Annotated in this window: 19 protein-coding genes; 8 read left to right on the top strand and 11 right to left on the bottom strand. The window is 37.5% G+C overall.

From position 1 onward, the window contains the following. Both ACTJKN_RS00680 and ACTJKN_RS00675 read right to left on the bottom strand, forming a co-directional pair. Positions 1-711: a DUF3307 domain-containing protein gene (locus ACTJKN_RS00680; RefSeq protein WP_440821765.1), complete on the bottom strand. Its 711-nt coding sequence runs from the start codon at positions 709-711 to the stop codon at positions 1-3. After that, positions 711-1,322, bottom strand: a complete 612-nt coding sequence (locus tag ACTJKN_RS00675; protein ID WP_440821763.1) for a SatD family protein — start codon at positions 1,320-1,322, stop codon at positions 711-713. Before ACTJKN_RS00675 ends, ACTJKN_RS00680 begins: the two co-directional genes overlap by 1 nt. A 155-nt stretch (positions 1,323-1,477) precedes the next feature. Between ACTJKN_RS00675 and ACTJKN_RS00670 the strand changes: the two genes are divergently transcribed. From ACTJKN_RS00670 to pdeM, 4 genes are all read left to right on the top strand, one after another. Beyond that, a complete protein-coding gene (locus tag ACTJKN_RS00670; RefSeq protein WP_440821761.1) occupies positions 1,478-2,506 on the top strand; it encodes a ligase-associated DNA damage response exonuclease in 1,029 nt (342 codons plus the stop codon). Positions 2,507-2,508: 2 nt separating this feature from the next. Continuing rightward, entirely contained in the window at positions 2,509-4,098 is a 1,590-nt protein-coding gene (locus ACTJKN_RS00665; RefSeq protein ID WP_440821759.1) for an ATP-dependent DNA ligase, read from the top strand. A gap of 282 nt (positions 4,099-4,380) precedes the next feature. Then, a complete protein-coding gene (locus ACTJKN_RS00660) occupies positions 4,381-6,858 on the top strand; it encodes a ligase-associated DNA damage response DEXH box helicase (RefSeq protein WP_440821757.1) in 2,478 nt (825 codons plus the stop codon). A 71-nt stretch (positions 6,859-6,929) separates the two neighbouring features. After that, positions 6,930-7,568, top strand: a complete 639-nt coding sequence (gene pdeM / locus ACTJKN_RS00655) for a ligase-associated DNA damage response endonuclease PdeM (RefSeq protein WP_440821755.1) — start codon at positions 6,930-6,932, stop codon at positions 7,566-7,568. Here pdeM and trxA read toward each other — a convergent pair. The 5 genes from trxA to ACTJKN_RS00630 form a co-directional block, all read right to left on the bottom strand. After that, entirely contained in the window at positions 7,565-7,861 is a 297-nt protein-coding gene (gene trxA / locus ACTJKN_RS00650) for a thioredoxin (RefSeq protein WP_440821753.1), read from the bottom strand. The genes pdeM and trxA overlap by 4 nt on opposite strands. A 116-nt stretch (positions 7,862-7,977) precedes the next feature. Beyond that, entirely contained in the window at positions 7,978-8,592 is a 615-nt protein-coding gene (locus tag ACTJKN_RS00645; RefSeq protein ID WP_440821751.1) for a hypothetical protein, read from the bottom strand. A 72-nt stretch (positions 8,593-8,664) separates the two neighbouring features. Next, complete coding sequence (locus ACTJKN_RS00640) at positions 8,665-10,014, bottom strand: dihydrolipoamide acetyltransferase family protein (RefSeq protein WP_440821749.1); 1,350 nt, start codon at positions 10,012-10,014, stop codon at positions 8,665-8,667. 56 nt (positions 10,015-10,070) lie between these two features. Further along, positions 10,071-11,315 (bottom strand): competence/damage-inducible protein A, encoded by a 1,245-nt coding sequence (locus ACTJKN_RS00635; protein WP_440821747.1) that lies wholly within the window; start codon positions 11,313-11,315, stop codon positions 10,071-10,073. Positions 11,316-11,318: 3 nt separating this feature from the next. Beyond that, entirely contained in the window at positions 11,319-13,889 is a 2,571-nt protein-coding gene (locus ACTJKN_RS00630) for a putative LPS assembly protein LptD (protein ID WP_440821745.1), read from the bottom strand. A 164-nt stretch (positions 13,890-14,053) separates the two neighbouring features. Between ACTJKN_RS00630 and ACTJKN_RS00625 the strand changes: the two genes are divergently transcribed. The 3 genes from ACTJKN_RS00625 to ACTJKN_RS00615 all read left to right on the top strand — a co-directional run bounded on the left by ACTJKN_RS00625 (position 14,054) and on the right by ACTJKN_RS00615 (position 16,828). Then, the gene (locus tag ACTJKN_RS00625; protein WP_440822990.1) at positions 14,054-14,917 is read left to right on the top strand and encodes an N-acetylmuramoyl-L-alanine amidase family protein; all 864 of its coding nucleotides are present in this window, start codon (positions 14,054-14,056) and stop codon (positions 14,915-14,917) included. 12 nt (positions 14,918-14,929) lie between these two features. Next, complete coding sequence (locus tag ACTJKN_RS00620; protein ID WP_440821744.1) at positions 14,930-15,706, top strand: N-acetylmuramoyl-L-alanine amidase family protein; 777 nt, start codon at positions 14,930-14,932, stop codon at positions 15,704-15,706. A gap of 168 nt (positions 15,707-15,874) precedes the next feature. After that, positions 15,875-16,828: an MlaD family protein gene (locus tag ACTJKN_RS00615; protein ID WP_440821742.1), complete on the top strand. Its 954-nt coding sequence runs from the start codon at positions 15,875-15,877 to the stop codon at positions 16,826-16,828. 503 nt (positions 16,829-17,331) lie between these two features. Here the strand turns inward: ACTJKN_RS00615 and ACTJKN_RS00610 are convergent. The 4 genes from ACTJKN_RS00610 to ACTJKN_RS00595 all read right to left on the bottom strand — a co-directional run bounded on the left by ACTJKN_RS00610 (position 17,332) and on the right by ACTJKN_RS00595 (position 20,768). Beyond that, entirely contained in the window at positions 17,332-18,237 is a 906-nt protein-coding gene (locus ACTJKN_RS00610; RefSeq protein ID WP_440822988.1) for a ribonuclease Z, read from the bottom strand. Between the two features lie 69 nt (positions 18,238-18,306). Beyond that, positions 18,307-18,684, bottom strand: coding sequence for an STAS domain-containing protein (locus ACTJKN_RS00605; protein WP_131031946.1), 378 nt, complete (start codon positions 18,682-18,684; stop codon positions 18,307-18,309). Positions 18,685-18,727: 43 nt separating this feature from the next. Beyond that, complete coding sequence (locus tag ACTJKN_RS00600) at positions 18,728-19,672, bottom strand: phosphoribosylaminoimidazolesuccinocarboxamide synthase (RefSeq protein ID WP_440821740.1); 945 nt, start codon at positions 19,670-19,672, stop codon at positions 18,728-18,730. Between the two features lie 136 nt (positions 19,673-19,808). After that, a complete protein-coding gene (locus ACTJKN_RS00595; protein WP_029275135.1) occupies positions 19,809-20,768 on the bottom strand; it encodes a PhoH family protein in 960 nt (319 codons plus the stop codon). A 103-nt stretch (positions 20,769-20,871) separates the two neighbouring features. Here ACTJKN_RS00595 and ACTJKN_RS00590 point away from each other — a divergent pair, with 103 nt between their 5' ends. Then, positions 20,872-21,651 carry an SAM hydrolase/SAM-dependent halogenase family protein gene (locus ACTJKN_RS00590; protein ID WP_131031948.1) on the top strand — a complete coding sequence of 260 codons (780 nt, stop codon included), beginning with the start codon at positions 20,872-20,874 and terminating at the stop codon, positions 21,649-21,651. Positions 21,652-21,735 lie beyond the last annotated feature (84 nt).

Here is a 21,735-nt window from a genome sequence, read left to right as displayed (position 1 = left end):
TTATGCAATAAATATTTGAATAAGCATAGCCGTTACAATGGCTATACCAAAGCTTAATAAAGTTCCGATCAATACGTATTCAGTTAATTTAAGGTCGTGTGCTTCTTTTAAATCGCCAAACCGAAATATGGATTTGGCTCCGAGTAAAAAGCCAACAGCTTCGAAATGATTGGTTAAGATAAATAAGAAAATTAGCAATCTTTCCAGTATCCCGATATACTTACCTGCGTTCTGTAGCGACTGCGGACTGTCTGGTTGGTTATCAGGAAGCCATTTGGCAATAATTACCCGCATCACAATAGATGTAGGCATCGTTAGAAATAAAGCTCCTACAATTAAAACCCAGGTTTTGGTTTCGTTAAAAAAACTGATGTTCAAACTTCCTTTATAAAAAAAGTGCCACACCACTACTATCGAAGTAAAATGTAAAACCTGATCAACAAAAAACAGTATCCGTGCATTTTTTTTGTTCTGAAAGATAGATTTTAAAGCGTCAATCATAAAATGAAGCACCCCTATTGACAGTGCTACCTTCCAAACGCCAAAGTTTAAAAAAATAAGGAATATCAAAACTATATGAATGGCCACATGCAAATAGAGCTTTATTGACCTTAATTTTTTCCTTTCTTTATCTTTTACCCAGGCATTGGGCTGTAAAAAGAAATCTCCAATTAAATGAACAAGAATAAGCTTGATTAAATAGATATCCATTATTTTAAAATCATTTGGTTCAATTTTTTACGGTAAAGCTTGTCCATTTCCATAATTTCGGTATAATGCGCACGCTTTAAAGCTTCGCTTACAGATGATTGCGTTCGGCCTGAAATAGCTGCCAGTTCGCTTTGTAACAGGTTATTGTTCTCCAAGGCAAGTTTTACCATTTCGGCAGCTACAACTCCCCAGCTATCCATTGATATTAGCGAAAGCTTTATTAAGATATTAATTTCCTCATCAAAATCAGCTGAATCAGTTTTAATGGCTAAATTAACCTTAGCCTGTTTTAAACTGTCAAATGCCACTCCTGAATTTACAAAAGCATCTCCACTGGATTCTGAAAGCTTTTTCCGTTTGTTTTTGATAGCTCCAATTCCAATACCCATCCTTACATCTGCAGGTTTATTTACCCTGATAGATGCTTTTAAATAAGCAGCAGCCCTGATGGCATTTTCTGGCTCAACTTCTACCTGAAAACTATCTCCCCGGTAAATCTCCCACTTACTATTCTGATCGGAAACTACTTTTAAAGCGGTTTTTAAGCTTAATAACCAGCTATCTTTAATCTTTCTTGAGCCTACAATATCACCTGTTATAATGCAAATCATATTACAATATCGAACTTATTATTCATATTTCAAAACTAATATCGGCTAATTAGCCGATATTTCTATTTATCGGGTAATTAGCCGATATTTTAAATTATCGGGCGTTTAGCCGATATTGACCTAAAACTAATCAATAAATTTATTGTTTAGTAGCTATGGCATTAATAGAATTTACCAAAAGAGGAATTTATTGTAAGCAGGGCGATTTTTATATAGACCCCTGGTGGCCTGTAGATTATGCAGTTACAACGCACGGACATAGCGATCATGTGCGTTTTGGAAATAAATATTACCTCTGCCATACTTTAACCAAGCCCATTATCAAACGCAGGATCAGCGAAGATTTGAAAGTAGAAACATTGGAATATGGAGAAAGCATTATCCGCAATGGAGTGAATATTTCATTTTTTCCTGCCGGACATATTATCGGATCTGCGCAGGTACGTTTAGCTTATAAAGGTGAAATTTGTGTAATCTCTGGTGATTATAAAATTGAAGATGATGGCATTACCACACCCTTCGAGCCTGTAAAGTGCCATTCTTTTGTTTCTGAGAGCACTTTTGGTTTACCTGTTTATAAATGGCAAAAGCAAGAAGTTGTTTTTAACGGCATCAAGAGTTGGGTAAGTGATAATATTATACAGCAAAAAACAAGTGTGTTAATTGCCTATAGTTTAGGCAAAGCACAACGTTTAATTAAAAATTTGGCTGGTGATATTCCTATTTATGTACATAACAGTATTGCTAATCTGAATGAAGTGATTATTGATGCAGGTGTAAAGCTTCCAAAAACCATCAGAATTACTCCTGAAACTACTAAGGATGAATTACAGAGAGGTATTGTAATTGTGCCACCTGCCATGAGGGATAGCCGCTGGATCAAAAATTTAGCTCAGCCCGTAACAGGTATTTGTTCTGGTTGGATGCAGGTGAGGGCACACCGCCGTTGGCAAAGTGCTGATGCCGGCTTTGCACTGAGTGATCATGCCGATTGGCCTGGCTTAATGGAAGCTATTACTGCAACCGGAGCGGAAAAAGTATATGTTACGCATGGTTTTACGGCTGCCTTTAGTCGGTTTTTAAATGATGCAGGTATAGAAGCTGCTGAAGTGTTAACCAAATTTGGGCAAGAAGATGATGAAGAAAATAAAGTAGATCTGGTTGATCAAAACGAAAATAAATAACGATGAAACGTTTTGCCCAATTGATCCAACAGCTCGAACTGAGCAATAAAACCAACGATAAAATCGCGGCATTGGTTAATTATTTTAACTATGCTGATGATAAAGATAAGGTGTGGGTTATCGCATTGTTTACAGGTAAAAAACCTAAAAGACCAATTAAATCAGCCTTGCTTAAATACTGGGCCATAAACATTACCGAAACACCAGAGTGGTTATTTGCCGAAAGTTATGCCAATGTTGGCGATTTAAGCGAAACCATCGCCCTATTGTTGCCGCCTGCAGAAAATACCTCAGATTTTCAATTGCATAAGTGGGTTGAAGATTTGCATGATCTGGAAGGTAAAGACGATGAAACTAAAAAAGAATTTATTCTGAGCGCATGGAATAAACTCGAAACACAGGAACGTTTTATTTTTAATAAATTGATTTCTGGAAATTTCAGGATTGGTGTTTCCAATAAAATGCTTGTGAATGCGCTCGCTAAACAAAGCAGTTTAGATAGCGCCCAGATTATGCATAGCATTATGGGGAAATGGAATCCTTATGAAATTACTTTTCACGAATTGATAAATGGTATCCATGTGAATACCGATAATTCCTGGCCTTACCCCTTTTGCCTCGCCTATGCCTTAGAGCAGGAACCAGAGAAATTAGGTGATATTTCTGAATGGCAGGCCGAATGGAAATGGGATGGTATCCGTGGGCAGATTGTAAAACGGAATGGAGAACTCTTTATCTGGAGCCGTGGCGAAGAACTGGTTACAGAACAGTTCCCCGAGCTGCATTTTATGATTGATGTTTTGCCTGATGGTGTGGTTTTAGATGGCGAAATACTGGCTGTGCAAGATAAACAGGTTTTATCATTCAGTACGCTGCAACAACGCTTAAACCGCAAAACGATTAGTAAAAAACAATTGGAAGATGCACCCATTGGCTTTTTTGTTTATGATATTTTAGAATATGAAGCCAAGGATTTTAGAGAAGAACCTTTAAGTATAAGAAGAAAAACACTCGAAAGGTTGATTGGTAATTTAGCTGAAAGTCCGGTGATGATCTCTCCGGTAATCAATTGCCATTCGTGGGAAGAATTAGCTAAATTAAGACAAACATCACGATCGATTAACAGCGAGGGGATTATGCTGAAAAAGTTAAGCTCTCATTATCATAGTGGACGAAAACGTGGCGATTGGTGGAAGTGGAAAATCAATCCATATACAGTTGATGCGGTAATGATTTATGCGCAAAAAGGAAGTGGTAGAAGGGCTAATTTCTTTACTGATTATACCTTTGCTGTTCGTGATGGCGAAAATTTAGTCACGATTGCAAAAGCCTATTCAGGCTTAACAGATAAAGAAATTAAAGAAGTGAATGCCTTTGTAACCCGTAATGCAATTGAGAAATTTGGCCCGGTACGTACCGTAAAACCCGAACTGGTTTTCGAAATTGCATTTGAGGGAATCGCTGAAAGTAAACGGCATAAAGCAGGTTTAGCATTGCGCTTTCCACGTATATTGCGGTGGCGAAAAGATAAAAAAGCCGATGAAATTAATACTTTGGAAGATTTGAGGCAGTTATTGCAATCGACTTTGTAATGAGATTCCATGGTCTGTGTCCTCACAGACCATGGCGATCATAATTCGAAAATTTCGGTCTGTGAGGACACAGACCGAGGAAATAGGTTTAGCTTAATGGGTTTGCCTCACTATTTTAAACCCGACAGCAGCGATACCCTTTTTTGTTATGGATAGATTAACATTTAACGGTAATTACAAAAAAGGTAAAGCGAATGGCGGGACTGCTCTAACCGAAGCATTACTGTTATTTGCTTTTCAAAAAAAAAATTAGAAAATCATCAAAAGCAGCGATATTTAAGCATGGATCAAACCAAAACCAAAGGTTATAAAAAGATAAAAGCCTGGCTAAAGGCCAATAAACGCAAGCCTTTTCAGTTTCAGGAAGATGCCTGGCAGTATTATTTGGATGGTTACAGCGGCTTGGTAAATGCACCTACAGGTTTCGGAAAAACATTTTCTTTATTTTTAGCAGTAGTGATTGAGGCCTTAAATGCATCAGAGGCTAACAATAAAAAAGCGAAAGACCGTTTACAGTTAATCTGGATTACCCCACTTCGCTCTTTAGCAAAAGATATTGCGAGAGCCATGCGCGAAACTTTATTGGAGCTGGAATTGGATTGGCACGTTGGTGTGCGTAATGGTGATACCTCTCAGGCAGAGAAATTACAGCAGAAAAAATCGATGCCCGAAATTTTGTTGATTACGCCAGAAAGCCTGCACTTGTTACTGGCGCAAAAAGGCACTTCAACTTTGTTCAAAAATCTTAAATGTATTGTTGCTGATGAATGGCATGAGCTTTTGGGTAGCAAGCGAGGCGTGCTGGTGGAGTTGGCGGTATCGCGCATTAAGGGCTTGCAAAAGTTAGAGAAAAACCAGTTTTTAAGAATTTGGGGAATTTCTGCCACCATTGGTAATATTGAAGAGGCACTGGATGTACTCGAACCCAATATGGAGGCCAAACGGATTATTGTTAAAGCCGATTTAGAAAAGAAAATCCTAATCAAATCAATTTTACCCGATGATATCGAAACATTGCCCTGGGCTGGACATTTGGGTTTAAAACTGGCCTACAAGCTTTTACCGATTATCGAGAAAAGTAAAACCACTTTAATTTTTATCAATACCCGCGGACAATCGGAAATGTGGTATCAGCATTTGTTGAATATCGAACCAGAACTGGCCGGGAGGATTGCCATACACCATGGATCGATAGATTTCGAACTCCGTAACTGGATTGAAGATGCCTTACATACCGGACAGCTTAAAGCTGTTATTGCTACTTCATCGTTAGATTTGGGCGTAGATTTTAAACCTGTTGATACTGTTGTTCAGGTGGGCTCGCCAAAGGGCGTTGCCAGGTTTTTGCAAAGGGCAGGTCGCTCGGGCCACTCCCCTCACGAAACCTCTAAAATATATTTTTTACCTACACATGCATTAGAACTGGTAGAGGCAGCAGCGATTAAAGAAGCAGCCAAAACAAACAATATAGAGAGCCGTGAGCCCTTTATTATGGTATTCGACACCTTGGTTCAGTATTTGGTTACACTGGCCATAGGCGACGGATTTGACGATAAAATCATTTACGAAGAGATTAAGAATACCCATGCTTTTAAGCTTATCCTTCCTGAAGAATGGACCTGGGTAATGCAATTTATTACCTCGGGTGGAGATAGTTTAAGCGCCTACACCGAATTTAAGAAAGTGGTAAAAGACGAAGATGGGCTTTGGAAAGTAAAGAGCAGGCAATTGGCTATGCGACACCGTTTGCATATTGGAACAATTGTAAGTGATGCAATGTTAAAAGTTAAATTCATCTCTGGTGGTTACATCGGCATGGTTGAAGAATATTTTGTTACCCGTTTAAAAGCTGGCGATAATTTCCGCTTGGCTGGCAGGGTTTTAGAATTTATCCAGGTGAAAGATATGACTGTTGTGGTGAGGGTAAGTAAACAGAAAAATGCGATCTCTCCGAGTTGGAATGGTGGCCGCTTACCCCTTTCTTCCAATTTAGGGTCAGTATTGCGGAAGAAATACAATGAAGCATTGGATAAAACACATCAGGACGAAGAATTAGATGCCGTGTATCCGCTGTTCCTATTACAGGAAAAACGTTCTCATGTGCCCAAAAACGATGAGTTACTGATCGAACTCATTAACAATAAAGAAGGTTTTCATCTCTTTGCCTATCCATTTGAAGGGCGTTTGGTACATGAGGTTTTGGCTGCCCTTGTTGCTTATCGTTTAAGTAAATTGTTGCCGATCAGTTTTTCCATTGCCATGAACGATTATGGTTTTGAACTTTTGAGCGAAACAGAAATTCCTATGGACGAATCAATTGCCTACGAGGTTTTTTCTCCTGTAAATTTGACCGAAGATATTACGTTGAGTATCAATTCAACCGAAATGGCTAGAAGAAAATTTAGGGATATTGCCTGCATTTCTGGACTCGTTTTTCAGGGTTACCCTGGTAAATATGTAGCCAATAAGCACCTGCAGTCATCTGCTGGTTTGTTTTTTAATGTTTTTAGCGATTATGACAAACATAATTTACTTTTGCGACAGGCATACGATGAAGTTTTTTACCAACAACTGGAAGAGCCAAGGTTGGCAGCAGCATTGGATCGAATTCAGCATGGATCAATTGTAATCACGAATCCTAAAAGTTTTACACCGCTGTCTTTCCCAATTAAGGTAGATAGCCTGCGTGAAAATATGAGCTCAGAAGAATTGGAGCAACGGATTGTAAGGATGAAGGCAGAATCGGAAAAAATTAAATAGATACATCTTCTTGTAACCTGTGGAATTTAAAAGATTCTTCGACAGGCTCAGGATGACAATAGCATAAAATAATGACCATTACAAGCCAGGGTGAAGAAATCATTTTAGATAAAGAAAAAGCCTTATTTTTACCCAAACATCAGCTTTTAGCTATAAGCGATCTGCATTTGGGTAAATCTGCGCATTTCCGTCAGGCAGGTTTGCAAGTACCTGCTACCATTGCCCAAACAGATCTTCAACGCTTAAGTTTATTGATTAAACAATACAATCCTAAAACATTGCTAATTAATGGAGATATGTTTCATCATGGTTTAAATACCGATATTGATGAATTTTCTGCATGGAGAAAACAATACCAGGGACTTAATTTTCTATTGGTAAAGGGGAATCACGACAGGCTTTCAAATGCCAATTATGCTGCAATGGATATCGATATACATGAACCTAGTTTTTGCCTGGGGCCGTTTTGTTTTATCCACGATGCGCCTAATTGCACTGAAGAAGAATTATATCCTATCAGCGGCCATATCCATCCAGGCGTAACGATTGTAGGCAAAGCCAAGCAGAGGCTAAAATTTCCATGTTTTTATTTTGGTAAAGACTACGCCGTTTTGCCAGCCTTTAGTTTGTTTACCGGACTTTATACGGTTTACCCGAAAGCAAACGAACGCATTTTTGCAGTAACGCCTAAAAGTGTGGTAGAAGTTTAGGCGTGCGCATCAATTACTTGTTTCAGCTGCGATGCCTGCAAAACACCACTTTGTCTCCACACCTGTTTTCCTTTTTTAAAGAGAATTAAAGTAGGTACACCTTGAATATTAAAAGAAGTAGCAGCTGGTTGATTTTTATCGATATCTACTTTAATGATAGAAACAGCATCGCCAACCTGAGATTTTAACTGCTCCAAAATCGGCTTCATCATTTTACATGGACCGCACCACTCGGCAAAAAAATCTACAAGAACAGGTTTGTCACCGTTAATTAAATCTGAAAACTTAGCCATGATATTTGTGTTTATTTAGAAACAACAGAAAAACAGATTGGTTTTTAACCAAAGAAGTCAAGTTTTTTTAAAACTTGACTTCTTAATGCATTTTTGCTCTGACGATCTGCGATTATTTAAGCACTTATCGGCAGTTCTGCAGCTAAGGCAGCAACCCAACTTTCGAATAAAGCTTTTTCAATTTTGATTACTTCAGCTGCATGATTTTCCCAATCATCAGAAAAACTAACGAGTTGGTTCATCATTTCTTCTAAGTGGCCCTCTTCTTCTAAGATAATCGATTTTACGTTTACCTTGCTTTTAGCTTCATCTAAAACCGCTTGATAAATTGGATACAGTTCATCGGCACGCACTTCAATCGCATAGGTAACAAATAAATAGGCAGCGAATTTTAAATCATAACCGGAAAGGTTAAATACAGCTTTTAAATAACGACAAACCGCAATATCTAAAGCGTGCAAATAGTATTTTGTATGATTTGGAGATAACAACTCGGCATTGGTGTAAGTTTTACAAAGTGCCTCGTCAATCTTCGAAATCTGCTTTTTTAAATAATATGCATGGCGGTGTTCTTCTGCAGCGTGTTTAAGAATAATCAGGTTTACATTTTCTTTATGCTCTGAAGCTGAAATCTTCTTTGCACCTGCGTTTTCCATATAAGATAGCGTATTTAACCATTTGGCATGCAATACGTTATCCGAAACTATCGATTTTAAATTTGAAGCTAACATTCTTGATTGTTAAACTGGTAAATTGTTTAATTGTTGAAATTACACCAACTGAAAAAGTTAATTGTAAACTGACTAAATTTCTCTGTTCAGGTCCCAGCTTTCTAAATAATCTGCTACTCTACGCACAAACATTCCGCCTAAAGAACCATCTACAACCCTGTGGTCGTAAGATAAAGACAAGAACATCATATGTCTGATCGCAATTACATCACCATGTTCGGTTTCTAAAACAGCTGGTTTCTTTTTAATGGCGCCAACGGCTAAAATAGCCACCTGAGGCTGGTTAATAATCGGTGTACCCATTACATTGCCGAAACTACCTACATTGGTTAACGTAAAAGTGCCACCTTGCGTTTCATCAGGCTTTAATTTAGAGTTTCTCGCTCTTGCAGCCAAATCATTTACTGCTTTCGTTAGGCCAACCAAATTTAACTGATCGGCATTTCTAATTACAGGAACGATTAAGTTTCCACTTGGTAAAGCGGCAGCCATACCAATATTGATATCGCGTTTTTTGATAATCTGCGTGCCGTTAACCGAAACATTGATCATCGGGAAATCTTTTATCGCTTTGGCAACTGCCTCTACAAATATTGGTGTAAAGGTTATCTTTTCATTTTCACGCTTTTCAAAGCTATTTTTTACTTTATTGCGCCATAAAACCATATTGGTTACATCAGCTTCAACAAACGAAGTTACATGCGGTGAAGTTGTTTTACTCATTACCATATGATCGGCAATCAGTTTACGCATTCTATCCATCTCAATAATTTCATCGCCACCACTAACGCTGGTTGTTGATGTTTTATTTACAACTGTTGCTGAACTTGCTTTATTTTCAGCCATTTGATTTGTTGGCGGAGCAGGTGGTGTTATGCTAACTGTTTTAGTTGCAATTGATGTTACACCATTTTTATTGGCGATATAATCTAATAGATCATCTTTATTTAACCGTCCATCAGCTCCAGAGCCTTTAATTGCATCAAGCTCGGCTAACGAAATATTTTCTTGTGCAGCAATACTTTTAACCAGAGGAGAATAAAAGCGATCAGAGGAGCTAAAATCAGTTGCTACAGTCTTGTTTTCTGATGGTAGTTGTGCAATTCCAGGAATAGTTTCAATTTTTTCTTCAGCTATTGGCTTTTCTACAACTGCAGCTTTTGTTGTGGAGGTTTCTCCACCTTCAGTTTCAATAATGGCAATTACATCGCCTACCTGTGCAACTTCATCTGCAGCAAATAACTGTTTTACCAATTTACCGGCAACCGGAGAAGGAACTTCAGAGTCTACCTTATCAGTAGCGATTTCCAGAACGGTATCATCTAAATCAATAGAATCACCAGGTTGTTTTACCCATTTAATCACCGTTGCTTCCGCAACACTTTCACCCATTTTTGGTAACAATAGTTCGTATTGAGCCATATTAAATTACAGTATTTTATATTGGTAATGCTACAAAAATACAGTTTTTATTCTTTCTAAACTGTTTCTTTAAGGAGATTTAATAACATGGCTAGTGCCGATGCCGCAGAACGTTCGATGTTTTGAATACGTTTGTTGTTGAAATTAAACAACTTAGCTACAGTTTTGTGTTTTGAAGAAATTGCGATCCATACCGTGCCAACTGGTTTGTCTTCAGTTCCACCATCCGGACCGGCAATGCCACTAACCGCAATAGCATAATCTGTTTTGAAATGTTTAATTGCACCTTCGGCCATTTCTGTAACGGTTTGTTCGCTCACGGCGCCGAAGGTATTTAAAGTACTTTCTTTTACACCAAGAATAGATTCTTTAAGCTCGTAAGCATAGGCTACTGCACCGCCCCAATAAACCGAAGAAGAACCCGGGTGCTGGGTAATCAGGTGTGCTATGTATCCACCGGTACAGCTTTCTGCTGTAGATAAAGTCAAACCCTTACTCTTCATGAGGTTTAGGATCGCTTTTTCCAAGGGAATATCTTCATCTGTTACGACAAATTTATTTACTTTTGAAATGATCTGTTTGGCATAAAGCTCAACCTCTTTTTGTAACGCTGTTTCGTTATCGCCTTTGGCCGATAAGCGTAAACGCACTTGTCCTAATTTTGGCAGATAAGCCAATTTGATGTGCGCTGGTAAGCTATCTTCAATTTCCTCTATCTCTTTGGCCAGAAATGATTCGCCTATATTTGCCGTAAGAATGGTTTTGTGGACAATAAATGGCAGCTTAAATCTGCTCGTAATTCTGGGTAGAATTTCGTCATCCATCAGGTACATCATCTCGTAAGGTACACCTGGCATCGATACAAAAATGGTGTTGTGTTGTTCAAACCACATGCAGGGTGCAGTACCATTTTTGTTTACAATAACCTCGCAACCATCAGGAACATCAGCTTGCTGAATATTAATATCCAATAAAGGGCGCTTGTATTTTTCGAAAATCTGACGAACCATTTCCAGTGCTCCTGGATCATTGCGAAAACCCATATTGAAATACTTTGCCAAGGTTTTCTTGGTAATATCATCTTTGGTGGGGCCTAACCCACCGGTAATTAAAACAATATCTGCACGTTTTTCGGCAAGTTCTAGGGCTTCGATAATATGTTGCTCATCATCAGAAACTGAAGTAATCTGCTTAACGGAAACACCAATTAAATTTAACTGTTTAGCCATCCAGGCAGAATTGGTATCAACGATTTGGCCAATGAGAATCTCATCACCAATGGTAATAATTTCGGCTAGCATAATTTATTGGTATGTGCTGTAAAAACCTTGTCTTTTGCTCAATTTCAAATCCTGTAATATCGATGCCTTAACTTTTATGGTAACAGAATAACTTTTGTATGCACCGTATGGAACCCAGTTTACACTCATATCCCAGCAATGTAAATCGCGGTAAATAGCTAAATTCATTGGGGTTAAACCATTGTTCTTAAAATCGTAACCTGAATTAAAAGTAACTTTCCACTTTGGTGTTAAGTTAACATCGCCATTAAAGTTTAGTGTATTCGAAATTGTATTGTTGTTTCCATCATTCGAATATTGAAAACTGTAAGAGAAAGAGAAATTCCAGGGAATGTTAAAATCAACGAAAGCATTAGGATCACGACTTATAGCCGCTAATTGTTCCGATTGTATATCGGTCAATCCTTTTTTATTGGCTGCTTCACCTAATTTATCATTAGCCTCGTTTTTACGCTTTAATGCCTCTGGATTTAAACTATAATCAAATGAGAAACCAAAGTTAGTTAAACGGGGTAAAAATTTACCTTTTTGAAAAAATAAACGATCTTCTCTAATTTTAGTGATTTGACCGTTAACAGTTGTGTCTTTTAAAGCATATGGATCTAATGTTCCATTATAATTTATCCCCAATTTATCGGTAAACTGCGACCGCCCACTAAAACCAATGGTTGATAACTTATAAGAAGGAGCCAGGAAATTATAAGAGCCGCTAAAACTCAAACCTTGAATAATCGGGATCTTTTTTGAGCCTGTTCCGGTTGTATCGTTTTTATTCCTCACTTTCAGTTCTACAGTATTATCCAACCCAAAACCAATGGATGCATTCGGGCCGCCAAAAGAGCCCGGCTGTGCCATACCATCAAAAATGGAATATTTTAAAGGTTGGCCGCTCGTATAAATTTGATTGCCATTTTGGTCTATTGCAGGTCTATATGGCCCTGCTCCTGCTTTAGTAAAATCCGGAGAATAAGAGAAGGAAACATTTGGGGTCATTACATGCCTCAACGCCTGGATTTTGCCAGCTGGATTAAAATCTCTTCTGCCATAAATTTTGGTCGACATACTGGTTGATAAGCTGTAACTGCCCGCTCTTTTAAAACCACTGAGGGTATCTTCTCTAAAAGTATAAGTATTATCGGCAAACTGCGTATATCTTCTATTTACACTCTGGAAATTCCAAACCTCATTATAGGTACCACCCAAACTAAAGTTTAAATATTTTAAAGCAGTGAATGACATATTTACCGGAATACTATGAGAGAATCCACTTCTTAATCGTTTTAAACCATCATTTTGAAATAATAAACTATCAAAAGTATCAATTCTGTTGGTTCCCTGTAAGCTATAGCCAACCGTTATTTTTTCATACCATTTTTGTTCGCCGACTGCATCTTTAGGGCGAAATGGGTTAAATGTAGGTACGTTGAAGGTCATTTCGGGTAATCTTAACGATATCGCTCTTGTACTTAAAGTCTGATCACTTGATGCGGCCAAAGAGAAATTCATCCCGTTCGAATAGGCCTTTGCATAACTGATACTACTACTTGTTGAGTTGGTTGCGATGGTATTAATGTCGTAAGTAGTACCTGCTGCAGTATTTTTATAGTATCCCCTTTTCCCTGTCGATACCAATCTTACACTGGCACTAAATGTGGTACCTGGATTGGCATTGGCATTCTGACTATGGCTCCAATTGATACTAAAGTTTTTGGTCGGGTTTCTAAAAGCTTCAGTACCTTCTAAACCATCTTTAAAACTAGAGTAAGCTAAGTTAATGTTACCGTTGTATTTATATCTTTTAGTGTAATTACTTAACAAGCTTGTTTCATAAGAACCATTGGTATATATGGAACCTAAAAGTTTGGCGTCCCAGTAATCGTTCAATCCTAGGTAATAACCACCGTTTTGCAAGAAAAACCCCCTGGTTGCATCTTCTCCCGGTGTGGGAAGGATTACACCTGATGTTCGTTTGTTAGGTTTTGGAAAAAAAGCAAAAGGTAGCCCCAGAAAAGTGGGGATATCTTCGATAATCATGTAAACCGGTCCGGTAATAATCTGTTTCTCTGTTACCACCCCTTTAGAAATCATTAATCCAAAATGCGGGTGCGGAAGATTACAGGTACTGTACATTACATTTTTAATGTGCAGCTCATCATCTATTTGCTTTTTACTCTGCCCACCAGAGAAGAAACCTCCCTCTTGTTCAGAAAAAACACCATATACTTTAGCCCGGGTTGTTTCTGAATTGTAAAAAATAGAATCGGCTATGGCTGTTCCATCAGCACCCGATTTAAAGATTGGTTTTCCGGTATACCTACCAGTTTTCGGATCTTTAATGCCTCGTGCAAATATAGAATTTTGCTTTTTATCGTATTTGATATAAGCCGCATCTAGCTCAAAATCACCGTATACCACCCTTGCGTTTCCGTATAAATACACAATGCTTTTATCAGCACTCATTTTTACCGAATCCTCCGCTTTGTATTCTACTTTCTGGTCGATACTGCTATTATTTTTACCTGTCTTTTTAGTCGTATCCTTTTTGGTTGTGTCTTGCTGAATGATTTGTTGCAATGAAAAATGAGAAAATGCGTTAGCTTTACCAACAACAAGTGTTAATAAAATGACAGATATTAGTAAAATAGAGCTCTTAAGAAGTTTCAAATTCGTATTTGAATGTTATTTTTGCACAAATGTTTAATCAAAAACGTTCAAAATTAGTGAAAAATATACCATTGATGTATCTTAAATCCATTTTAACAATTATTATTTATTTAGTGTTATCAAATTCAATTGATAATCAGGTGTTTGCGCAAGAATATAAAATTAAAACAATTGTGATCGATGCCGGTCACGGTGGTAAAGATGGTGCAACCCACGGTGTGTATTCGAAGGAAAAAGATGTGGCGCTTAAAACAGCATTGAACCTTGGCCGGGCGCTTCAAGATAGTTTGAAAGATATTAAAGTTATTTATACCCGTGAGACGGATGTATTTATTCCTTTATACGAGCGTATCAACATTGCAAATAATGCTAAGGCCGATTTATTTATTTCCATTCACTTAAATGATATGCCGGTTAGGGTATCTAGAGTGGTAGATTACTATAAAAAAGTTAGAGGGAGAAAAGTACCTGTTTATAGAACCGTTACTTCTAAAAGTACTTCAACAAGGGGAACAGAAACCTTCGTGTCGGGAACTCGCCGTTTAGGTGAGCAGGATGAAGTGATCAAACGGGAAAATGCATCGATGTTTCTGGAAGAGAATTATCAGAAAAACTATGAGGGATTTATTGCGAATACCCCTGAAAGTGACATCATGTTATCGTTAATGAAACAAACCAATAGAGATAGGAGTTTAAAGTTTGCTTCAATGCTTCAACAAGAATATGTTAATGCAGGCCGAATCAACAGAGGCGTACAAGAGAAAAGCCTTGCGGTATTGGCCCGTGCAGCTATGCCTGCTGTGTTAACTGAAATTGGTTTTGTGAGTAATCCAGATGAAGAAGATTATATGAATTCTCTTGAAGGACAAAATGAAATTGTAAGTGGAATTATTAAAGCAATTAAAAATTATAAACGTATAGCTGAAACATCATTTTAATATCCCTCCTGCATGAAGATTAAACTTCTGATTACAATACTTTTATTTTCGTTACTAGTTGCTGAAAAAGCGCCCGCCCAAGGTTATAAGATCAAAACAATTGTTATTGATCCTGGTCATGGTGGCAGAAAACCCGGAGCCTCTGGTAGTTTTTCGAAAGAAAAAGATGTTGCGTTGAAGGTTGCATTAAAATTAGGTGCTTTATTAAAGGAGCAAATGCCGGATATTAAAATAATTTTCACACGTAAAACAGATATAGATGTTGATTTATACAGGCGGGCAGAAATAGCGAATGAAGCTAATGCAGATCTTTTTATATCGGTACACTGCAATTCAATGCCTCCAGGCAATAAGCATATTAAAGGAGTAGAAACATTGGTTGCGGGCTCACACCGGTTAAAAGAACAGGATGCTGCCATACGCGAGAACGCCGACATTAAATTGGAAAAAAACTACAAAAGTAAGTACGATGGGTACGATCCAAGTAACCCGAGTAGTTTCATTCTTTTATCGCTTTTAAAAAATGCCTTTCGCGACAAAAGCATTAATTTTGCCAAGCTGGTACAGAACAGTTATATCAAGCGGGATAAGCGATTAAGCCGTGGTGTTAAAGAGCAGGGCGTTTTGGTACTGCAGCGTTGTGGTATGCCCGCCGTTTTAACAGAAGTAGGTTTTATCTCTAATACAGAAGAAGAAAAATATATTAATTCCCAAAATGGACAGAACGAAATCGCCAATTCTATTTTGGAAGCAATAAAAACATACAAAAAAAATATTGAGGTTAAATAAGTGGCATTATAAATGATAGTTATTTTACCTTTGGAAAAAATATAAAACAGATACCAAACAAATAGTGCAGCCTTTGTGTATTTATAGGGTTTAGCACAAGAATTAATTACGCTCCAACAAGTGAAGAAAAGATACCTTCAGCGCTTGTAGCCATTAAATAAAACACTCATGAAGATTAAGAACGAAACCAAAGTAGGTATTTTAGCTGCATTTGCTATTGCTTTATTAATAATTGGATATAATTTTTTAAAAGGAAATTCAATTTTCTCAAATGAAACCACATTATATGCAAAATATACGAGGGTTGATGGTTTAAGTGTTTCAAAACCTATCCTGATTAATGGTTATCAGATTGGCCGGGTGGCCAAATTGGATTTACAGCCAGACGGTAGTATTATTGCAACCTTAAGTGTAAACAGCAAATATGAAATTCCCGAAAATAGTATTGCCCGTTTAGAAGGAACAGATCTTTTAGGCAGTAAGGCCATTGTAATGTCGTTAGGTAATTCAAAAAAGATGGCCGAAGATGGTTACACCTTAAACGCAAATGTAGAAAAGGGCTTAATGGAACAGGTTCAGCCGGTTCAAAAGAAAGCGGAACTAATTATCGGCAAAATGGATTCTATTCTGAGTAGTGTAAACTCTATTCTGAATCCTAACTTCCAGAAAAACGTTGATAAAAGCTTTAACAGTATAGCGGGTACATTGGCTTCGTTAGAAACTACATCGAAAAAAGTTGATGGTTTAGTAGGTTCAGAAAGCGCACGTATTGAAGCGATTTTTAAAAACGTTGAAGGTATTACGGCTAACCTGAATAACAATAACCAAAAAATCAGCGATATCTTAACCAACATTAATACCGTTACCGATAAATTTGCAGCCGCTAACTTTAAACAAACATTAGATAATGCAAACAATGCTATTGCTGATTTACAAAGCGTAATTTCAGGAATTAAAGATGGAAAAGGTAGTTTAGGATTGTTGTTAAACGATGATAAAATGTATCAGAATTTAAATAATGCTTCAAAAAATCTTGATGAATTAATGATCGATTTGAAAGCTAATCCTAAACGGTATGTTCACTTCTCGGTATTTGGGGGTGGCAACAAAAAAGACAAGTAATTAATTTTTATAAAATCGAAAGCCTTACAGTTTAAATTGTAAGGCTTTTTTTATGGTTATGGTTCTAATATGCCTATTTTTTGCCACGGAAGCACAGAAGGCACGGAAAATTGAATGGCTTATTCTTTAGTCATCCTGAATGTAATGAAGGATCTTTAAATAAAATCGATGGAATTAATTCTGCGATAATCTGGGTTATCAGTGTGGAAATTTTCCGCTGTGTTCCCGCAGATTTAAGAAGATAACGCAGATTCTATTTAACATTTTCTTTGTCTTAGCTCTGCAAATCTTTGTGTATTCCTCTGTGGTAAAAATAAAAAATGTAAGGCCGATAATGGAATTAGCTCCGCGGTGATTTGCGTTATCAGCGGGCAAAACTTCTGCTATAGGTTCCCGCAGATTTAAGAAGATAATGCAGATTCTATTTAACATTTGCTTTGCACAAACGCTGCGAATCTTTGTGTATTCCTCTGCGTACTCTGCGGTAAAAAAGATAAAAATCCTTAAAGATGGAAAGTTCTCCCCTCTACAGCCAACTCCGTATTTTCAAAAACAGATTGTGCTTCTTCTAAAAGCATTTGTAAGGTTTTGTAACGTGAAGAAAAATGGCCGATGAGTAATTTCTTTACACCATTAATTTTGGCTACCTCTGCTGCCTGTAAAGCGGTTGTGTGATGTGTTTCTTTAGCCCTATCCAATAAATCGTGCATAAAGGTAGCTTCGTGGTATAAGGTATCACAATCTTTTATGGTAGCAAAGTAGCGCTCATCAAACAAGGTATCAGAGCAATAGGCGTAACATCTTGGTGCATCTGCCTCGATGGTATAATCTTCACTGCGTAAAATATCGCCATTTGGCAGTTCTACATCAATTCCCTTTTTTAAGGCTGTATAATATGCCATAGGCACTTCATCAGTCTTATCCTTAATCAGTTTTCGTTGCCGTTTCTTCTGCTGAAAAATAAAGCCCGTTGTAGGGATACGGTGGTTTAAAACAATAGTTTTAACTGTTAAATCACTATTCTCGAATATCTGTCTGGATTCATCGGCTTCAATCGGGAAAAATTCAATTGGATACCTTAATACCGTATCGGAATATTTAAACTGAACCTCTAAAATTTCTAATAAAGGTTTGGGCCCAAATATCTGCATGGGTTTTATCCTGCCGTTTAAATGCAAACTGGAAAGCAAGCCTATTAAACCGAAATAATGATCGCCATGTAAGTGGCTGATAAAGATATAATCGATGCGGGCGGCTTTAAGGTTGTACTTGGTCAATTGTTGTTGTGTGCCCTCACCACAATCGATTAAATAATATTTTTCGTTACAATTTAAAAGCTGTGCCGATGGGTTCCTGTTAAATACAGGAGTTGCAGAACTGCTTCCTAAAATTGTAACTTCAAATTTCATCATGATAAGATATAAAAAGCCTCGTAGATTTTTAGAAACTACGAGGCCTGAATGTTATTTAAATATTTGTTATTTAGCGCCTCTAAACTCTTTTTCCAATTCATCCATAAAGATAAAATCAGTTGCTTCCTCTATTGTATTAACAAACGTTACGGATTGAAATATGTTTGATAATTCGATAATCGATGCCAATTCATCATTAATTCCGGTTACAATAAATAGCCCACCTGCTGATTTGCAAAGCCTATCGCCAACCAATAAGCAGCTTAAATCCTGCGCATCGCTACACTCCGTAACATGACTTAAATCAACAATTATATTTTGAAATCCCTCTGCGTTGAGCAGATAGAACTCTGATTTCAACCCTGGAGCATTATCGTTTGTAAACTTAGGCTCTTCTAACTTTAAGGTTACATATTTATCGTGTTTATCTACTGAAAATTTCATCTCTCTAATCTTTATTTTACTAATGTATAAATTTCTTTCGAATTTAAAGTTTTTCTAAAGCCTTTAAAACATTGGTTTCAATGCGGCTAGAAATTGCATCAGCATCAGCTTTTATAAAGGTCTCTCCTACAATTTGTTCATAAAGTTCGATGTAGCGTTCTGAAATTGAATTAACAATTTCAGGTGTCATTTCTGGTACAACCTGACCTTCTTTCCCCTGAAAACCATTTTCGATTAACCATTTTCTCACAAATTCTTTTGAAAGTTGTTTTTGCGGCTCATCATTATCCTGGCGGTTCTGATATCCTTCTGCATAAAAATAGCGTGAAGAATCTGGTGTGTGTATTTCGTCGATCAAATAAATTACGCCATCAGCAGTGCCGAACTCGTATTTCGTATCCACTAAAATTAATCCGCTTTTTGCAGCAATCTCAGTTCCACGTTGATATAGTGCGTAAGTATATTCTTCTAATTTTTCGTAATCGGTTATAGAAACAATACCCTTTGCTAAAATATCTTCTTTTGAAATGTCTTCATCATGCCCTACCGAAGCTTTTGTGGTTGGGGTGATAATGGGCTGAGGTAGTTTATCATTTTCTTTTAATCCATCCGGTAAAGAAACACCGCATACCGAACGTTTTCCTGCACTATATTCGCGCCATGCATGACCGGCTAAGTAACCTCTAATTACCATTTCTACTTTAAATGGCTCACAGATACGGCCAATCGTAACCATTGGATCTGGCACATCTAAAACCCAGTTAGGAACGATGTCCTGGGTAGCTGCTAAAAATTTAGCTGCAATTTGGTTTAACACCTGTCCTTTAAATGGAATAGCTTCAGGTAATACTACATCAAAAGCAGAAATACGGTCTGATACCACCATCACCATAAATTGGTCGGCTATAGTATATACATCGCGAACTTTACCTTTGTAAAAATTACTTTGATTTGGGAAATTGAAATGAGTTTCTTTTAGTGCTTTCATGAGGGGATAAAAATAGGAAAAAAGTCCGAAAGTCCGAAGACCGGAGTCGGATGATAAAAGTTGTAAAAAGCAAAAGTCCGAAGTAGTCCTATTGCAAGACTTAAACTTCGGACCTCGGACTTTTCTGACTTCTGACTTACTGAATATCGCCGTAAGCTTTCAAGATATCTTTCACTAGTTTATGTCTTACCACATCTTCACCGCTTAAGTAAATAATATCGATACCTTTAATATCTTCTAAAATCCTTAAGCCGTTAAACAAACCCGACATCTGTTTTTTAGGCAAATCGATCTGTGTAACGTCGCCGGTGACAATAAATTTAGCTGTTGGTCCCATACGGGTTAAAAACATTTTTAACTGCATATCGGTGGCGTTTTGCGCCTCATCTAAAATCACGAAACAGTTATCTAAAGTACGTCCGCGCATAAATGCCAGTGGCGCAATTTCTATCGTACGGTTTTCGATGTAGAATTTCAATTTCTCTGCAGGAATCATATCATCCAAGGCATCGTAAAGTGGACGTAAATATGGATCGATTTTTTCTTTTAAATCGCCAGGTAAGAAACCCAGATTCTCCCCTGCTTCGACCGCCGGACGGGTTAAAATAATCCGTTTAATTTCTTTATTCTTTAATGCCCTAACAGCCAGAGCTACGGCAGTATATGTTTTTCCGGTTCCAGCGGGGCCAATGGCAAATAGGATATCATTTTTAGCAATACTGCTTACCATTTTGCGTTGATTAGCAGTTCTTGCCTTAACCAAAAGGCCGTTTGTACCAAAAACAATTACCTCTCCACCGCCTCCGGTAGGTTGTTCCACATCTTTTTTTACTACACCGGCTGCTTTTGCACCCAGTATAGATTCTACGTCGTTATTGGTAAGTGAGCTATATTTCTCGAGGTGTGCAATAAGCTGGTTAAACTTATCCTCAAAAGCCTTAAGTTCCTGTTCATCACCGAGAACCTTAACATCACTACCTCTCGCTACCAGTTTCAACTTTGCGAAAGCACCTTTAATCATTTCGTAATTCTCGTTATTCGGCCCCCAAAAGTGAGCAGGATTTACGGTATCCAGAGTTAATTTTAATTCGTTCAAACTGTAGTATTTTAAAAAGTTATCGGGGTATATTAATTAAAATTTGAATATTTGCAGACGCTTAGGCCCGTACACAAGAATAAGCAATAATAATGAATTTTTAATGGGGATAATTACTTTAACAACAGATTTAGGTTCAAAAGATTTTTACCAGAGTGCCCTTAAAGGTAGTCTGTTGAGTCTTATGCCTAATGTTAATTTAGTTGATATTACCCACGAGGTTCCATCATTCAACATTTCGTATGCAGCCTTTGTGCTAAAAAACGCTTATCCTTACTTTCCGAAGAATACGGTACACTTAATCGGTATCGATTCTGTATACAGCGAAAACACCAAATATATTGCTGTAAAGCACCGTGATCACTTTTTTGTAGGGGCTGATAATGGTATTTTCTCCCTTCTTTTTGACGATGTTCCGGAAGATGTAGTAGAGCTGAACATTATGCAGGATTTGAAATATTTACACTTCCCTTTGGTTGATATTTTTGTTAAAGCAGCAACACATTTAGCCAAAGGTGGCAAACTGAAAGACATCGGTTTACCTGTAGCAGAAATTGAACAGAAGATGCTTTTACACCCTGTAATTGAACGAGATGTGATCCGCGGAAGTGTAGTGTATATCGATACTTTTTGCAATGTAATCACCAACATTACTAAAGACCTTTTTACCAAAATACAGAAGAACAGAGACTTTACACTATACTTTAGAAAAAGCGAAACCATTACGCAATTAAGCTGGCATTACAACGAAGTACAGGAAGGTGAAAAGCTTTGCCTGTTCGGAATTAGTAACCACTTGGAAATTGCAATTAATAAAGGTAAAGCAAGTGGTTTATTAGGTTTGCATTTAGGTGATATTGTACGGGTAGAGTTTCATCCTTAAGAAAGCTCAGTAGTTCATTGGTTCAATGGTTCATTTGTCAATGCGCCTAAACAAACTAATTGCAGACTATTTTTATGCATTCGC

The sequence above is a fragment of the Pedobacter sp. 22163 genome, assembly GCF_052045595.1.
GTDB lineage: Bacteria > Bacteroidota > Bacteroidia > Sphingobacteriales > Sphingobacteriaceae > Pedobacter.
Note: the sequence above shows the minus strand (reverse complement) of the source record. Positions and strands in the feature narration are given on the sequence as shown.

Coding starts and splice junctions, on each gene's coding strand:
- ACTJKN_RS00680 (WP_440821765.1), bottom strand. CDS start 711: ATGGATATCTATTTAATCAAGCTTATTCTTGTTCATTTAATTGGAGAT.
- ACTJKN_RS00675 (WP_440821763.1), bottom strand. CDS start 1,322: ATGATTTGCATTATAACAGGTGATATTGTAGGCTCAAGAAAGATTAAA.
- ACTJKN_RS00670 (WP_440821761.1), top strand. CDS start 1,478: ATGGCATTAATAGAATTTACCAAAAGAGGAATTTATTGTAAGCAGGGC.
- ACTJKN_RS00665 (WP_440821759.1), top strand. CDS start 2,509: ATGAAACGTTTTGCCCAATTGATCCAACAGCTCGAACTGAGCAATAAA.
- ACTJKN_RS00660 (WP_440821757.1), top strand. CDS start 4,381: ATGGATCAAACCAAAACCAAAGGTTATAAAAAGATAAAAGCCTGGCTA.
- pdeM (WP_440821755.1), top strand. CDS start 6,930: ATGACCATTACAAGCCAGGGTGAAGAAATCATTTTAGATAAAGAAAAA.
- trxA (WP_440821753.1), bottom strand. CDS start 7,861: ATGGCTAAGTTTTCAGATTTAATTAACGGTGACAAACCTGTTCTTGTA.
- ACTJKN_RS00645 (WP_440821751.1), bottom strand. CDS start 8,592: ATGTTAGCTTCAAATTTAAAATCGATAGTTTCGGATAACGTATTGCAT.
- ACTJKN_RS00640 (WP_440821749.1), bottom strand. CDS start 10,014: ATGGCTCAATACGAACTATTGTTACCAAAAATGGGTGAAAGTGTTGCG.
- ACTJKN_RS00635 (WP_440821747.1), bottom strand. CDS start 11,315: ATGCTAGCCGAAATTATTACCATTGGTGATGAGATTCTCATTGGCCAA.
- ACTJKN_RS00625 (WP_440822990.1), top strand. CDS start 14,054: ATGTATCTTAAATCCATTTTAACAATTATTATTTATTTAGTGTTATCA.
- ACTJKN_RS00620 (WP_440821744.1), top strand. CDS start 14,930: ATGAAGATTAAACTTCTGATTACAATACTTTTATTTTCGTTACTAGTT.
- ACTJKN_RS00615 (WP_440821742.1), top strand. CDS start 15,875: ATGAAGATTAAGAACGAAACCAAAGTAGGTATTTTAGCTGCATTTGCT.
- ACTJKN_RS00610 (WP_440822988.1), bottom strand. CDS start 18,237: ATGAAATTTGAAGTTACAATTTTAGGAAGCAGTTCTGCAACTCCTGTA.
- ACTJKN_RS00605 (WP_131031946.1), bottom strand. CDS start 18,684: ATGAAATTTTCAGTAGATAAACACGATAAATATGTAACCTTAAAGTTA.
- ACTJKN_RS00600 (WP_440821740.1), bottom strand. CDS start 19,672: ATGAAAGCACTAAAAGAAACTCATTTCAATTTCCCAAATCAAAGTAAT.
- ACTJKN_RS00590 (WP_131031948.1), top strand. CDS start 20,872: ATGGGGATAATTACTTTAACAACAGATTTAGGTTCAAAAGATTTTTAC.